Annotated in this window: 14 protein-coding genes; 10 read left to right on the top strand and 4 right to left on the bottom strand. The window is 65.6% G+C overall.

The features are described 5' to 3' along the window. The first annotated feature begins 207 nt into the window (after nt 1-207). The 4 genes from HNE05_RS06965 to HNE05_RS06950 are packed head-to-tail and all read left to right on the top strand — an operon-like array spanning nt 208 to nt 2,486. Complete coding sequence (locus HNE05_RS06965) at nt 208-474, top strand: metal-sensing transcriptional repressor (protein ID WP_173204804.1); 267 nt, start codon at nt 208-210, stop codon at nt 472-474. 19 nt (nt 475-493) lie between these two features. Continuing rightward, nucleotides 494-1,036, top strand: a complete 543-nt coding sequence (locus HNE05_RS06960) for a rhodanese-like domain-containing protein (RefSeq protein WP_173204801.1) — start codon at nt 494-496, stop codon at nt 1,034-1,036. Next, the gene (locus HNE05_RS06955; RefSeq protein ID WP_173204798.1) at nt 1,036-1,791 is read left to right on the top strand and encodes a sulfite exporter TauE/SafE family protein; all 756 of its coding nucleotides are present in this window, start codon (nt 1,036-1,038) and stop codon (nt 1,789-1,791) included. Before HNE05_RS06960 ends, HNE05_RS06955 begins: the two co-directional genes overlap by 1 nt. 2 nt (nt 1,792-1,793) lie before the next feature. Further along, nucleotides 1,794-2,486: an MBL fold metallo-hydrolase gene (locus HNE05_RS06950; protein WP_173204795.1), complete on the top strand. Its 693-nt coding sequence runs from the start codon at nt 1,794-1,796 to the stop codon at nt 2,484-2,486. A gap of 39 nt (nt 2,487-2,525) precedes the next feature. Here HNE05_RS06950 and HNE05_RS06945 read toward each other — a convergent pair whose 3' ends face one another. Further along, nucleotides 2,526-2,990: a MarR family winged helix-turn-helix transcriptional regulator gene (locus HNE05_RS06945; protein ID WP_173204792.1), complete on the bottom strand. Its 465-nt coding sequence runs from the start codon at nt 2,988-2,990 to the stop codon at nt 2,526-2,528. Between the two features lie 111 nt (nt 2,991-3,101). Here HNE05_RS06945 and HNE05_RS06940 point away from each other — a divergent pair, with 111 nt between their 5' ends. The 5 genes from HNE05_RS06940 to HNE05_RS06920 all read left to right on the top strand — a co-directional run bounded on the left by HNE05_RS06940 (nt 3,102) and on the right by HNE05_RS06920 (nt 11,176). Continuing rightward, the gene (locus HNE05_RS06940) at nt 3,102-4,871 is read left to right on the top strand and encodes an N-acetylglutaminylglutamine amidotransferase (RefSeq protein WP_173204787.1); all 1,770 of its coding nucleotides are present in this window, start codon (nt 3,102-3,104) and stop codon (nt 4,869-4,871) included. A gap of 14 nt (nt 4,872-4,885) precedes the next feature. After that, entirely contained in the window at nt 4,886-6,622 is a 1,737-nt protein-coding gene (gene ngg / locus HNE05_RS06935) for an N-acetylglutaminylglutamine synthetase (RefSeq protein WP_173204784.1), read from the top strand. Nucleotides 6,623-6,816: 194 nt separating this feature from the next. Beyond that, the gene (locus HNE05_RS06930; protein WP_173204781.1) at nt 6,817-8,013 is read left to right on the top strand and encodes an osmoprotectant NAGGN system M42 family peptidase; all 1,197 of its coding nucleotides are present in this window, start codon (nt 6,817-6,819) and stop codon (nt 8,011-8,013) included. Between the two features lie 81 nt (nt 8,014-8,094). Next, nucleotides 8,095-10,848 carry a hybrid sensor histidine kinase/response regulator gene (locus HNE05_RS06925; RefSeq protein ID WP_173204778.1) on the top strand — a complete coding sequence of 918 codons (2,754 nt, stop codon included), beginning with the start codon at nt 8,095-8,097 and terminating at the stop codon, nt 10,846-10,848. A gap of 91 nt (nt 10,849-10,939) precedes the next feature. Continuing rightward, on the top strand, nt 10,940-11,176 hold the full coding sequence (locus HNE05_RS06920; protein WP_173204775.1) for a YheU family protein: 237 nt from the start codon (nt 10,940-10,942) through the stop codon (nt 11,174-11,176). 75 nt (nt 11,177-11,251) lie between these two features. Here the strand turns inward: HNE05_RS06920 and HNE05_RS06915 are convergent, their stop codons facing one another. From HNE05_RS06915 to HNE05_RS06905, 3 genes are all read right to left on the bottom strand, one after another. Continuing rightward, nucleotides 11,252-11,584: a YnfA family protein gene (locus tag HNE05_RS06915; protein ID WP_173204772.1), complete on the bottom strand. Its 333-nt coding sequence runs from the start codon at nt 11,582-11,584 to the stop codon at nt 11,252-11,254. A 75-nt stretch (nt 11,585-11,659) separates the two neighbouring features. Continuing rightward, entirely contained in the window at nt 11,660-12,088 is a 429-nt protein-coding gene (locus HNE05_RS06910; protein ID WP_173204769.1) for a hypothetical protein, read from the bottom strand. 67 nt (nt 12,089-12,155) lie between these two features. Then, the gene (locus tag HNE05_RS06905; protein WP_173204766.1) at nt 12,156-13,316 is read right to left on the bottom strand and encodes an MFS transporter; all 1,161 of its coding nucleotides are present in this window, start codon (nt 13,314-13,316) and stop codon (nt 12,156-12,158) included. A 218-nt stretch (nt 13,317-13,534) separates the two neighbouring features. Here HNE05_RS06905 and HNE05_RS06900 point away from each other — a divergent pair, with 218 nt between their 5' ends. Next, the gene (locus tag HNE05_RS06900; RefSeq protein ID WP_173204763.1) at nt 13,535-15,181 is read left to right on the top strand and encodes a GGDEF domain-containing protein; all 1,647 of its coding nucleotides are present in this window, start codon (nt 13,535-13,537) and stop codon (nt 15,179-15,181) included. The last annotated feature ends 118 nt before the right edge of the window (nt 15,182-15,299 follow it).

Raw genomic sequence — 15,299 nt, 5'->3', positions numbered from 1 at the left:
GGTGCGCCATGCACCCTCAGCGCAAAGCAGCACCGCGACGTAGTGTCCCTGCACCAAGCAGTAGCTGACGCTACTTCGCGCCCATCCCTCAGCGCGCAACTCACCAGACTCGCACCAGAGCGACAGACGGACTTGCCTGTCGAGCCACCCCGGCACATACTCCCCCCAGTAATTTTATACCCCCACGGGTATACCAGGAGAGCACAAATGACCGCCCCCAACCTGCAGCAGCAAGACGCCATGCTCAAGCGCCTGGCCCGTGTCGAAGGGCAGATTCGCGGTATCCAGGCCATGATCCGCCGCGGCGAGGAATGCGAGGCCATCGCCCAGCAGTTCGCCGCCGCACGCAAGGCCCTGGATAAGGCCTACCAGGAAATGCTCGCCTGCCTGCTCGAAGAAACCATGCTCGACCCGGAACGCGACGATGCCGAGACCCTGGCCCGGGTCCGCGCCATTTTCACCAAATACACCTGATACCCCAGGGGAGTATCCAATGAACCAATCAATCTGCCTGATCGACGCCCCACGCTTCGCCGCCGCCCAGCGCCAGGGCCAGGTGCGCTTCCTTATCGATGTGCGCAGCCCGGCCGAATTCCGCGCCCAGCATGTGGCCGGCGCGCGCAACGTACCGCTGGACCAGTTGCAACCCGAGCAACTGGTCGCTCAGCTCAAGCAAGAAGGCCTGCGTAGCGGCGATGAACTGTTCCTGCTGTGCCAGCGCGGACAACGCGCCCAGCGCGCCGCCGAGCAGCTGCAGCATCTGCTCCCAGGGGTGCAGGTGATCGACGGCGGCACCGAGGCCTGCGTGGCCTGCGGCATGGCTACCAATCAGGGTGCCAGTGGCGTGATCAGCCTGCAGCGCCAGGTACAGATCAGCGCCGGCAGCCTGGTGCTGCTCGGCTGCGCGCTTGGCACCTGGCTGCATCCGGGCTGGTACGGCCTGGCGGCATTCGTCGGTGCCGGGCTGACCTTTGCCGGCCTCAGCAATACCTGCGCCATGGCCCTGCTGCTGGCGCGCATGCCCTGGAATCGCTGATGGATCTGTTGCTCCTCGAAGCCCTGGGGGTCGGCGCGATCCTCGGCCTGCTGCTGGGCCTTACCGGTGCCGGCGGTTCGCTGGTGGCCCTGCCCCTGCTGCTCAGCCTGCATCTGCCGCTGCGCGATGCGATCGGCGTGAGCCTCGGCGCCGTGGCACTGACCGCCCTGGTTGGCGCCACCCCCCGCGCCTTCCAGGGGCTGGTGGCCTGGCGCCCGGTGCTGCTGCTGAGCCTCTGCGGTTTACCGGGCAATGCCCTGGGTCAATGGCTCGGGCAGTTCATCGCCGAAAGCCTGCTGATCATCGCCTTCTGCCTGCTGGTGTTGTGGTCGGCCTGGCGCATGTGGCGCGGCGCCAAGCTGCCGCGCAGCAACCAGCAGCACACCCGTAACTTGCCGCTGCTTGGCATCGGCCTGGGAGTCGGCCTGCTGTCGGGACTGATGGGGGTCGGCGGCGGCTTCCTGGTGGTGCCAGCGCTACTCTGGTTCACCCCATTGTCGATGCTGGCGGCCACCGCCACCTCAATGGCCTTGATCGCCATCGTTTCCGGCGGCGGCTTCCTGCTCTACCTGAGCGAGGCCAATCCCTCGCCACTCCTGTTACTCGGTCTGGCCGGCGGCGGCGCCCTCGGCGTGCTGGCCGGCAACTACTGGGCCCAGCGCCTCGGCGGGCAACTGCTGCAACGCCTGTTCGCCCTGATGCTCGTTGTGGTCAGCCTGTCGCTGGCCGCGCAGAAACTCTTTGGAGGACACTGACCGTGTTATTTCGCCAACTCTTCGATGCCGCCAGCTCGACCTACAGCTATCTGCTGGCCGACCAGGGCGAAGCCGTCTTGATCGACCCGGTGAAGGACAAACTGGACGACTACCTGCGCCTGCTGCACGAGCTGGATCTCAAGCTGATCCTGGCCATCGACACCCATACCCATGCCGACCATATCACCGCCCTCGGCGACCTGCGCAGCGCCACCGGCTGCCGCAGCGGCTTCGGTACGCAGAGTGGCAGCCAGTGCGCCAGCTTCACCTTCGTCGACGGCCAGGCGCTGACCTTCGGCCAGCGCCAGTTGATCGCCTGGCATACGCCGGGACATACCGATGATTCCTACTGTTTCCTGCTGCCCGCAGCCGGCAACGAAACGGCCCAGCTGTTCAGCGGCGATACCCTGCTGATCCGCGGCAGCGGCCGTACCGACTTCCAGAACGGCGACGCCCGCACCCAGTGGGCCAGCCTGCAGCGCCTGCTGGCCCTGCCCGGCGACACCGTGGTCTGGCCCGGCCACGACTACCGCGGCTGGACCCGCTCCAGCATCGCCGAAGAGGCCGCGCACAACCCGCGCCTGCAGGTGGCCGATGTGGAAGCCTATGCGCAGCTGATGGCTAACCTCAAGCTGCCCAACCCCAGGCTGATGGACATCGCCGTGCCGGCCAACCGCGCCTGCGGCCAGGACTAGCAGAGTGCTGCAGAACTACCTACGTTCCTCAACACTCTGCTAATCCACTTCCCCACACAGCTCCGCCACCCGCAGCAGGGCGGCGGTCAGGCTGTGCCTCTCCCACTCCGGCAGCGCCGCGAAGCCGGCACGCAGAGCCGGCGGTAACAGCGGCGGTGCCGCCACCAGTAGCGCGCGCCCCGCTTCGCTGACGCTCATCCACTGACGGCGGCGATCCGTTTCGTCACGCTGACGCAGCAGCAGGCCACGCTCCTCCAGGCGTTCGAGCATGCCCGAGAGGGTCGCCGCGCTGAGGCTGACCCGCCGGCTCAGCCCGCTGGCGGTGAGCCGTCCCTCCCCCTCCATCACCCGCAAGATCATCAGCTGCATCGGCGTCAGCCCACCGAAGCGTCCAAGGCGCTTGGCGTGCACCTCTCCGGCCTGCTGCAGGCGCCGCATGGCGCCGAACAGGGCCGGCTCGAAGGCGGATAAATCGATTTCAGTTGGAAGTAATTTATCTGACATACACACCGCTTTATCGGAAATAAAACTTTGACATCAAAGCACTAGTTTGTTTTTTTAAAAAGGTTCGTCACCGCGCGAACACCTCCCCAACGGCAACACCGGTAAGGAATTATGTGCGGAATCGCTGGAGAAATACGCTTCGACCAACAGCCGGCCGACCTGGCTGCCCTCGAGAAAATCACCCACCACCTGGCCCCGCGTGGCCCTGACGCCTGTGGCTTCCACAGCAGCGGGCCACTGGCCTTCGGCCACCGCCGCCTGAAGATCATGGACCTCGCGCCGGCCTCCGGCCAGCCGATGATCGACCACCAGCTGGGCCTGAGTCTGGTGTTCAATGGCGCCATCTACAACTACCCGGAACTGCGCGAGGAACTGCAGGCACTGGGCTACCAGTTCCACTCCGACGGCGACACCGAAGTGCTGCTCAAGGGCTACCACGCCTGGGGCGAACAGCTGCTGCCGAAACTCAACGGCATGTTCGCCTTCGCCATCTGGGAACGCGACCGCGAGCGCCTGTTCCTGGCCCGTGACCGCCTCGGCATCAAGCCGCTGTACCTGACTCAGGACGGCGCGCGCCTGCGCTTCGCTTCGACCCTGCCGGCCCTGCTCGCCGGTGGTGGCGTGGACACCGACCTGGACCCGGTGGCGCTCAACCACTACCTCAACTTCCACGCCGTGGTGCCCGCACCGCGCACCCTGCTGCGCGACGTGGAGAAACTGCCGCCGGCCAGTTGGCTACGCCTGGACCTGGCCGGCAACCGCGAGCAGCAGTGCTGGTGGCAGCTGGAGTTCGGCCCGCACCGCGACGAAGTCATGCTGGAACTGCCGGACTGGCGCGACCGCGTGCTCGACGGCCTGCGCGAGGCCGTGACGATTCGCCAGCGCGCCGCCGTGGAAGTCGGCGTACTGCTTTCCGGCGGGGTGGACTCCAGCCTGCTGGTCGGCCTGCTGCGCGAGGCCGGGGTCGACGACCTGTCGACCTTCTCCATCGGCTTTGCCGATGCCGGCGGCGAGCGCGGCGACGAGTTCCACTACTCCGACCTGATCGCCAAGCACTACGGCACCCGCCACCACCAGCTACGCATCGGCGAGCGGGAGATCATCGAGCAGCTGCCGGCAGCCTTCCGCGCCATGAGCGAGCCGATGGTCAGCCACGACTGCATCGCCTTCTACCTGCTGTCGCGGGAAGTAGCCCAGCACTGCAAGGTGGTGCAGAGCGGCCAGGGCGCCGACGAACTGTTCGCCGGCTACCACTGGTACCCGCAGGTGGACGGCCACAGCGATCCCTTCGCCGCCTACCGCGCGGCCTTCTTCGACCGTGACCACGGCGAACTGCTGGAGACCCTGCAGCGCAAGTGGCAGGGCGAGGACTGGGCCGGCGAGTTCGTCCGCGAGCACTTCGCCATGCCGGGCGCCGCCGCCCCGGTGGACAAGGCGCTGCGCCTGGACACCACGGTGATGCTGGTCGACGACCCGGTGAAACGGGTCGACAACATGACCATGGCCTGGGGCCTGGAAGCACGCGTACCGTTCCTCGACTACCGCGTGGTCGAGCTGGCCGCGCGCATCCCGGCGCGCTTCAAGCTCGGCGACGGCGGCAAGCAGGTGCTCAAGGAAGCTGCGCGCCAGGTCATTCCGCACGCGGTCATCGACCGGCCCAAGGGCTACTTCCCGGTGCCCGGTCTCAAGCACCTGCAAGGCGCCACCCTGGACTGGGTGCGCGAACTGCTGCTCGACCCCAGCCAGGATCGCGGCCTGTTCGAGCCGGCCATGCTCGACCGCCTGCTCAGCGACCCGCAGGGCCAGCTCACGCCGTTGCGCGGCTCCAAGCTGTGGCAGCTGGCGGCGCTTCACCTGTGGCTGGATCAACAGGGACTCTGAGGGAGGGATCATCCATGCGTGCCACTGCCTACAACCAGCGCCTGCAACGTGGCCAGGCACCGTCCTACCAGCGCCTGCAAGCGCACCTGGCCAAGGATGGCGCCGAGAGCTGCCAGCCGCAGAGCCTGCATTGCGGCTGGGGCCGTCTGCTGATGGGCCACACTTACCCGGATGCCGCCAGCCTGGCCGCAGAGCTGCAGCAGGAACGCCCCGGCGAACGCGACATCGCCCTGTACGTGGCCGCACCGCAGCAGGTGCTGGCCCAGGCGCCGCAGCAGCTGTTCCTCGACCCCTCCGATACCCTGCGTCTGTGGTTCACCGACTACCGCCCGGCGTCGCGCAGCTTTCGCGGTTTCCATATCCGTCGGGTGCAGAACGAGGCCGACTGGCAGGCGATCAACCGCCTCTACCTGCAGCGCGGCATGCTGCCGGTGGATAACACCCGGCTGACCCCGCGCGAGGCCGGCGGCCCCAGCTACTGGCTGGCCGAGGATGAGGTCGGCGGCACGGTGATAGGCAGCGTAATGGGCCTGGACCATCACAAAGCCTTCGCCGACCCGCAGCTCGGCAGCAGCCTGTGGTGCCTGGCAGTGGCGCCGGACTGCCAGCGCCCAGGCGTCGGCGAGGCCCTGGTGCGCCATCTGATCGAGCACGGCATGAGCCGCGGCCTGGCCTACCTGGACCTGTCGGTGCTGCACGACAACCTGCAGGCCAAAGCGCTCTACGCCAAGCTCGGCTTCCGCGACCTACCGACCTTCGCCATCAAGCGCCGCAACGGCATCAACCAGGCGCTGTTCCTCGGCCCCGGGCCGGAGACCGGGCTCAACCCCTACGCCCGCATCATCGTCGACGAGGCCCAGCGCCGCGGTATCGAGGTGCAGGTGGACGACGCCGAGGGTGGCCTGTTCACCCTTAGCCAGGGCGGCCGGCGCATCCGCTGCCGCGAGTCGCTGTCGGATCTGACCAGCGCGGTGAGCATGAGCCTGTGCCAGGACAAGCGCCTGACCCACCGCGCCTGCGCCCGCGCCGGCCTGCGTCAGCCGGTGCAGCGCCTGGCCGGCGACGCTGCGGAAAACGCCGCCTTCTTCGCCGAACACGGCAGCCTGGTGGTCAAGCCGGTGGACGGCGAACAGGGCCAGGGCGTGGCCGTGGACCTGCGCAGTGCGGAAGCGGTCGAGGACGCCATCGAACGCGCCCGCCACTTCGACAGCCGCGTGCTGCTGGAGAGCTACCACCCAGGCCAGGATCTGCGCATTGTGGTGATCGGCTACCAGGTCGTGGCCGCCGCCATCCGCCACCCGGCCACGGTGGTCGGCGACGGCACACACTGCATCGGCGCGCTGATCGAGGCGCAGAGCCGCCGACGCCAGGCCGCCACCGGCGGCGAAAGCCGCATCCCGCTGGACGCCGAAACCCAGCGTACCCTGCACGATGCCGGCTACGACTATTCCAGCGTGCTGCCGGCCGGCACCCGCCTGGCCGTGCGCAAGACCGCCAACCTGCACACTGGCGGCACCCTGGAGGACGTCACCGCGCGCCTGCACCCGACATTGGCCGAGGCGGCGATCCATGCCGCGCGGGCCCTGGAGATCCCGGTGGTCGGCCTCGACCTGCTGGTGCCGGCCGCCGACCAGCCCGACTACGTGCTGATCGAAGCCAACGAGCGCGTCGGCCTGGCCAACCACGAGCCACAGCCGACCGCCGAACGCTTCATCGACCTGCTGTTCCCGCTCAGCCGTCCCCACCTATGAGAGCCTGTTCACGATCTTTTGGACTAGAGCCAGACAAGGCGCTACGCCAGTAACAGCCTCCGGCTGGTCAAAACAGGCGAGGAAGCGGAGCTTACGAGCTGTAAATGAGCATTCCGAGCCTGTTTTTAACGCGGTATGGCCGACGGACAAGAGATCGTGGACAGGTTCTGAAACCTGGTTCCTGAGGAGACCGTATGACCCGACTCGTCGAACCCGACCTCATCTATTTGCGCCAGGTGCTGCTGGAGATGCTCGCCATCCCCAGCCCCACCGGCTTCACCGACACCATCGTGCGCTACGTCGCCGAACGCCTGGAAGAGCTCGGCATCCCCTTCGAGCTGACCCGCCGCGGCACCATCCGCGCCACCCTCAAGGGCCGCCAGACCAGCCCGGATCGCGCCGTATCGGCGCACCTCGACACCATCGGCGCCATCGTCCGCGAGCTGAAAGACAACGGTCGTCCGGCCCTGGCACCCGTGGGTTGCTGGTCCAGCCGCTTCGCCGAGGGCAGCCGGGTCAGCCTGTTCACCGACAACGGCGTACTGCGCGGCAGCGTGCTGCCATTGCTGGCCTCCGGGCACGCCTTCAACACCGCGGTGGATCAGTTGCCGGTGAGCTGGGATCAGGTCGAGCTGCGCCTCGACGCCTACTGCGCCACCCGCGCCGATTGCGAGTCCCTGGGCGTGGCGGTGGGCGACTTCGTCGCCTTCGACCCGCTGCCGGAGTTCACCGAGAGCGGCCACATCAGCGCCCGTCACCTGGACGACAAGGCCGGCGTGGCAGCCCTGCTGGCCGCACTCAAGGCCATAGTCGAGAGCGGCGAAGAGCCGGAAATCGACTGTCACCCACTGTTCACCATTACCGAGGAAGTCGGCTCCGGTGCCGCCGCCGCGCTGCCCTGGGACGTCAGCGAGTTCGTCGGCATCGACATCGCCCCGGTGGCGCCCGGCCAGCAATCCAGCGAACACTGCGTCAGCGTCGCCCTGCAGGACTCCGGCGGCCCTTACGATTATCACCTGTCACGCCACCTGCTGCGCCTGGCCGGCGAAGGCGAGATCCCGGTACGCCGCGACCTGTTCCGCTACTACCACAGCGACGCCCAGTCGGCGGTGACTGCCGGCCACGATATCCGCACCGCCCTGCTGGCCTTCGGCTGCGATGCCACCCACGGCTACGAGCGTACCCATATCGACAGCCTGGCGGCGCTGAGCCGCCTGATCGGCGCCTATGTGCTCAGCCCGCCGGTATTCGCCAGCGACGCCCAGCCGGCTCGCGAACATTCGCTGGAGCGCTTCAGTCACCAGATCGAGCACGACGTGCAGATGGCCAGCGATACCCAGGTGCCGGCCATCGACAGCCTGCTCGGCGGCCGTTCAAGCCCGCCGGAATAACAGGCAGACGGAACTCTTGCTGACAACGACACAACTGGGCACAGTGCAGGCAACAACCGACACGAAAGCAGAGGGTGGTGGATGTCGCGCTTCTGTCTGGCTTTGCTTCTGCTCTGCCTCAGCGGACCGCTCTGGGCACTCGCGCCAGCACCACTGGACCGGGATGAGTTGCGCCTGTCACTGGCGCCCTACATGGGCTTCCACGAAGACCCTAGTGGCACACTGACGGCCGAACAGGTCCAACAGCTGCCCGACAGCGCCTTTACCGGCGTCAGCGGCGACCACGCCAACCTGGGCAAGAATGATTCGGTGTGGTGGTTCAAGGTGCGCCTGGTCAACAGCCGCCCGCAGCCGCTGAACGGCTACCTGGAAGTCAACTACGCCCTGCTCGACCAGATCGACGTCTACCTGGCCGACGCCGGTGGTCAATTGCAAGCCCAGCAGGGCGGCGACCGCTTCGCCTTCGTGCAGCGCCCGGTGCAAGTCCGCCATTTCTGGTTCCCGCTGCAACTGCCGCACGGCAGCAACGAGCTGCTGCTGCGCGTGGAAACCACCAGCACGGTATTCGTGCCGCTGTTCTTCAGCACCTACGGTGCCAGCGCGGCGGCCCAGGAAAACCTGATGGGCATCAACGGCGCCTTCTATGGCGTGCTGTTCGCCATGTTCATCTACAACCTGTTCCTGTTCATCTCGCTGCGCGAGCGCGCCTACTTTTGGTACCTGATCTACAACATCAACGTCGGCCTGTTCGCCGCCTGTTTCGACGGCATGCTGTTCAAGCTGTTGCCCGAGCACGTGGCCCTGCAGTCGGTGAGCATCTACATCCTGATGTTCCTCCACTGCCTGACGGCCACCCAGTTCAGTCGCCACTTTCTGCACACCCGCCAGCACTTCCCGCGCCTGGATCGCAACCTGCGCCTGCTGATGCTGGCGACCTTCGGCTGCCTGCTGTCGGTGCCGCTGATCGGCCTGCAGGCCTGGAACATCCTGGCCAGCCTGACGGTACTGGTGATCTCGCTGCTGCTCTTGCTGACCGGTATCTACGTCTGGCGCCAGGGCATCCGCCACGGCTCCTACTATGTGCTGGCTTGGAGCGTGCTGCTGGTGGCCTTCATGCTGGTCACCAGTGGTTCACTGGGCGTCGAGCTGTTCGGCATCTATGGCTCGGCAGTGGTCAAGATGGGCGTCACGGTCGAGCTGCTGACCCTGTCCATCGGCCTGGCCGACCGCATCAACCTGCTCAAGGAAGAAGGCTATCGCTCACGCCAGGCGGCCGAGCAGGCCGCCTTCGAGAACCAGGCCAAGAGCCGTTTCCTGGCCAAGATGAGCCACGAGATCCGCACCCCGCTGAATGGTGTGCTGGGCATGCTGCAGCTGCTGCGCGACACGCCACTGGATCGCAACCAGCGTTTCTATGTGGACACCATCAGCAGCTCCGGCAGCTCACTGATGGCGGTGATCAACGACATCCTCGACTACGCGCGCATCGAGTCCGGCAAGCTCAGCCTGGAAGCGATCGAGTTTGATCTGGAGCAGATGGTGTCCGACACCCTCAGCCTGTTCACCGGCCAGGCCCTGGAAAAACGCCTGCGCCTGTACGTCAGCCTGGAAGGCGGCGTGCCGCGGCGGATCAATGGCGATCCGACCCGTCTCAAGCAGGTGCTGATGAACCTGCTCAGCAATGCCCTGAAATTCACCCAGGAAGGCCATGTCGCGCTGCATGTGGGCAAACGCAGAGACAGCCAGGGCCAGGAACATCTGCTCTTCGCCATCCGCGACAGTGGCATTGGCATGCGCAGCGAAACGCTCAGCCAGCTGTTCAAGTCCTTCTCCCAGGGCGACTCCAGCACCACCCGCCGTTACGGCGGCAGCGGCCTGGGCCTGGCCATCAGCAAGGAGCTGGTGGAGATGATGGGCGGCCATATCGAAGTACAGAGCAGCCAGGGCCAGGGCTCGCGCTTTGCCTTCGACATTCCGCTGCAAGCCGTCAACGCCGAGGCGGATGAACTGGCCCAACGGCTCAACAGTCGTACCGCCCTGCTCTGCTCGCTGGATAGCCTGGGCCTGGATGCCCTCAGCCACCTGCTCGGCCGCTGGGGCATGCGCACCGAGCGTTGCCAGGACCCGGAGCGTCTGCGCGACTACCTGGAAGATTTCAGCAACCCGCCGCTGCTGGTGTTGATGGCGCCCTGGCCGGGCAGCATCGGCCATTGGCTGGACAGTCTCAGCCCGCTGCTGGAGCGCGGTCAGCGGGTGCTGTTGCTGCATCCACCCCAGCACAGCCAGCAAATACCCGATACCCGCGGCCTGCGCCTGCTCAATCTGGCCCTGCCGGTAGCCATCACCAGCCTGCGCGATGCCTTGCAGGAGCTCTACAGCGAACGGCGGGTCGAGCCACGCGCAGCGGTTACCGAACTGCGCAGCGATGGCAGTGCCACCCCATGCATCCTGGTCGCCGAAGACAATGCGGTGAATCAACTGGTGGTGCAGGGCTTCCTGAAGAAGCGCGGCTACTGCGTGCGCCTGGTGACCAACGGCCTGGCCGCAGTCGCCGAGTACAACCGCGACCCAACCTCGATCCAGCTGATCCTGATGGATTGCGAGATGCCGGAGATGGACGGCTTCGAAGCGACCCGGCAGATCCGCAAGCTGGAGCACAGCAAGCGCCTGCCAGCAGTGCCGATCATCGCCCTGACCGCCCATATCCTCGACGAGCACCGCGAACAGGGCGCCCAGGCCGGCATGGATGACTTCCTCGGCAAACCACTGGATTGCCAGCTGCTCTATGCCACCCTGGATCACTACCTGCTTACCCAGCCACTGGATAACGGCTAGGTCGACGTCCGCCAGCGAACTGGCGAGGCATCGCCAACCCTGCAACAGCGCCACATGTTCTAAGATGGCCGCCCGCCGACAAGGACCCGCCATGCTGATCCCCTACCAGATGCTCGAAGCCGATACCCTCACCCGCCTGCTGGAGGACTTCGTCAGCCGCGACGGCACCGACAACGGTGACGAAACCCCGCTGGTCACCCGCGTCGAGAGGGCACGCAAGGCGCTGCTCAAGGGCCAGGCGTTGATCGTCTTCGATCCGGAAAGCCAGCAATGCCAGTTGCTATTGAGAGAAGAAGTGCCACGCGAGTGGCTGCAGGATCAGAACTGAACAGTCCTGCTCCGCAGCAGAGATCACCTACAGCGCCCGGTGCGCGCGGCGCACCCTACGTGAGGAGGACGCCCCTCAGCGCCAACCGAAACGCGGCCCGAGCAGGATGATCGCCGCGCCCAGCAGACAAACAGCGGCTCCCAACCAGTCGCTGGGCATGGGCCGGGTACGTTCGACGGCCGCCAGCCAGAGCAGCGAAGCGACGATATAGACCCCGCCATAGGCGGCATAGGCACGCCCGGCATAGGCTGCCTCGACACGGGTCAGCAACAGGGCGAACAGGCTCAGGCTGAGCAGGCCGGGCACCACCCACCAGGCACTCTTGCCCAGGCGCAGCCACATCCAGAAGGCATAGCAGCCAGCGATCTCGAAGAGTGCGGCGAGAAAGAACCACAGGTAGTTGAGCATCGAGGGGCGCTCTCCAGGCGAATGTCATCAGGGGGCGCTGGTGTGCGAGCAGCGCTCGCTCTCACCGCGGGTAACTCAACCGCGCAGGCTGCCTTCGCGCTCCCACACGCAGCGCATGCGCAGATCGCCTTCCTGCGGGCTGTGGAAACCGCTCTCGGATTCCCAACGAAAGGTATGCACGCCGTTCAGCTCGGTTTCCAGGTGCACCACCGCACTGGCCCAGTACAGGCGCTTGAGCAGGGCCTCGAACTCCTGCACCCAGAGTGCCCATTCGTACTCCACCGCACGGTAACTGGCACCGAAGTGAATCACCTGGGTCTGGTACAGGCCCTCGCCTTCGTCGGCACAGAAGGAAAACATCTCCCGCCCGAGAAACGGCCAGCCCTCGCCCTGTGGCAACTGGTCGAGCACACGGTGATTGCTGCTACGGCGCAACAAGCGCTGCTCACGCTCACCCGAGGGCCAGTCGCGGATGCAGCCGTAGACGATGGATTCAGGCTCCACGCGGGTACTCCAGAAAATGCAGGCTGCCTTCTATCACAGGGTCTGGCCGCTGCAAAGGAACCACTGCCTAACTCTGCCGATTGGGCGTGCGCAGGCACCAGGCAATCAGCGTCATCAACACACCCAGGCCGGCCAGCACCATGAACGGTACCTGATAGTTGCCCGCCAAGTCGCGAGCCAGCCCCGCCAGAATGGGCGCCAGGCAGGCCATGCAATAACCGGCGCAGAGCATCATCGCCGTCCAGCGACTGACCGCCAGCGACGTATGCACCTCGTACAACGGCAGCACCAGCGACAGGGCGAAAGAGCCACTCAGAGCCAGGCCCATGAGCAGCGCCCAGACTTCCGGCAGCCACTGCGGGACAACGCTGATCATGCCCAGGCACAGGGTCATCGTCAGGCCACAGAACACCAGCAGCGGCTGACGGATATCGAAGCGCTGGGCCAGCCAGGGCAGCAGCCAGGCGCTGGGCAAGCCGACCAGCATGAAGCTGCCAAACAAGCCGTTGCTGTACAGCAGGCTGAAGCCGGCTTCGTGGTAACGCGCCACCAACCAGGTGGCCAGCGTGTAGAACATCCCCGCCTGAATGGCGAAGAAGCCGGTCACCAGCCAGGCCCGCGGCTCACGCCAGGGCAAACCCTGGCCATCGTTCTCACCGGGAATTTCCTTGCGGTTCGGCAAGCAGGCCCACAGCGCCGCGGCGATCAATGCGGGCACGGCCCAGCCAGCCAAGCCGAAGCTCCAGTTATCGCCCAGCGCGCGCGTGACGGGAATGGTCAGCACCGCCCCGGCCGCCCCACCAATCGCCATACCGAACGAATACCAGCCCACCACCCGGCCGATATGGCCGACGAAATGACGTTTGATATAGGCCGACAGCAGCGGCCCGGCCACGGCGATGGCGCAACCCAGCAGCACGGCGCTGCCGATCAGCAAACCACTGGCCTGGCTGCCCAGACGCAGCAGCAGGGCCAGACCGATCAACACCAGGCAGCCGGTAATCGTGCGCTCCAGGCCGAAACGTACCGCACAGCGGGGCGCCAGCAGGGCCAGCAGGCCCATGCACAACACGGGCAAGGCCGTGGTCAGGCTGATCAGCCCACGGCTCAGCGCGAGCTCACTGGCAATTCGCTCGATCAAGGGGGCAAGGGAAGTGATGCCGGGGCGCAAATTGATCGCCGCCAGCAGCAGAGCCAGCATCAGCAAGGCCCGAGAAGCAGATTTCACAGCACATCCACACGCAGAACGGCCGCCTGGACCGGGCCCGCCACCCTACCCCGCAGGCTGCGCGCCGGGCAAGCCCGCACAGGAAAATACTGACCAGACAGACAAGTAGAAATCACCTCAGCACATTCATCCAACGCTCTGATCAGGCAATCTGCGGATATCCAGAAAGCGCCAGAAACCGCTACAGTGAAAGCAAAGTGCCACTCCCAGAGTATTCCGTGCCGCCCAGCCAGCCACTCATCTCGCGCCGCCATGCTAGCCAGAGGGCCATCTGCCTATGCCTGCTGGCTCTGTTCGCCCTCTGTTCACTGCATGCGGGCACGGCCCTGGCCGCCGACAAACTGCGCCTGCAACTGCGCTGGCTGCACCAGTTCCAGTTCGCCGGCTACTACATGGCCCTGGAAAAAGGCTATTACCGCGATGCCGGGCTGGACGTGGAAATCCTCGAAGGCGGCCCCAGCGCGCTCAAACCAGTGGATGCCCTGCTGGCAGGCGACAGCGACTTCGCCATCAGCAACAGCGGCATGGTCATCGAGCGCATGGCCGGCAAGCCGGTGGTGGCGCTGGCGGCGATCATGCAGACCTCGCCCATCGTGTGGATCGTGCGCGCCGACTCCGGCATCCGCACCCCGATGGACCTGGCCGGCAAGCGCCTGATGCTGATGCCGGCGCCGGAAAGCGCCGAACTGCTGATCACCCTGCGCCGGGAAGGCATCGACATCAACCAGCTGACCATCCAGCCCACCAGCTTCAACCTGCAGGACCTGCTCGACGGCAAGACCGACGCCTACGACGGCTACATTTCCAACGAACCCTACTGGCTGAGCCAGCATGGCGCCGACTACCACCTGATCAACCCGCGCGAGTACGGCGTCAACTTCTACAACGATGTGCTGTATACCCGCGAGCAACTGGTGGAAGACAAACCCGCTCAGGTTGCCGCCTTCGTCGCGGCCAGCCTCAAAGGCTGGCAGTACGCCCTGGCACACCAGGAAGAAACCATTCGCCTGATCCAGCAGCGCTATGCGCCCGGCAAAACCCTGGAGCACCTGCGCTTCGAGGCCGAGGCCCTGCACAAACTGATCATGCCGGAGCTGGTGCAGCTCGGGCACATGAACCCCGGGCGCTGGGAATACATCGCCAACAGCTATGTGCAACTGGGCATGGCGCCCGGGCCGGTCGACCTGCAGGGGTTTCTCTACACTGAGCATGTCGCGCAGGATTACCGCATGGTCTACCTGGGCGGCGTGCTCGCCCTGCTGGTCATCGTTCTAGTCGGCGCCATTGCCCTGCGCTTCGCCACGCTGTCCCGCGCCCTGCAACGCGAGGTCAACCGTCGGCAAACGACCGAACAGCAGCTGCTCACCAGCAACTGCACGCTGGAGCGCCTGGCCAATACCGATCGCCTGACCGGCCTGTGGAATCGCCTGAAGTTCGAGGAAGTCGCCCACCAGGAGGTAAGCCGCGCCGAGCGCTATGGCTACCCCCTGTCGCTGGTGTTCTTCGACCTCGACCATTTCAAGGATATCAACGACCAGCATGGCCACGAGGTGGGCGATCAGGTGCTGTGCCGCCTGGCGCAACTGGTCGGCGGGCACCTGCGTGAATCCGACAGCCTGTGCCGCTGGGGTGGCGAGGAATTCCTTATCCTCATGCCCCACACAGACCGGCAGCAAGCCGAACAGTTGGCGGAAAAGCTACGTGAACGGGTAGCCAAGGCCTCATTGCTGGTACAGCAGCCCATCAGCGCCAGTTTCGGCATTGCCCAACTGGTGCCCGGAGAGCTCCTGCGCGACCTGGTGCGCAATGCCGATGCCGCACTTTATAGAGCCAAGCAACTGGGTCGTAATCGAGTGGAGGCATAAACAAAAAGCCAATAAAAAACCGCCAGCAATCCGGCACCACCTCGAAGAATGCACATTCGCTGTATATAGTGCGTATTCGTGTAACAAGAATGCATTTAGTTGAATACCAACCCCTGAT

The sequence above is a fragment of the Pseudomonas campi genome (assembly GCF_013200955.2).
GTDB classification, from domain to species: Bacteria; Pseudomonadota; Gammaproteobacteria; order Pseudomonadales; family Pseudomonadaceae; genus Aquipseudomonas; species Aquipseudomonas campi.
Note: the sequence above shows the minus strand (reverse complement) of the source record. Positions and strands in the feature narration are given on the sequence as shown.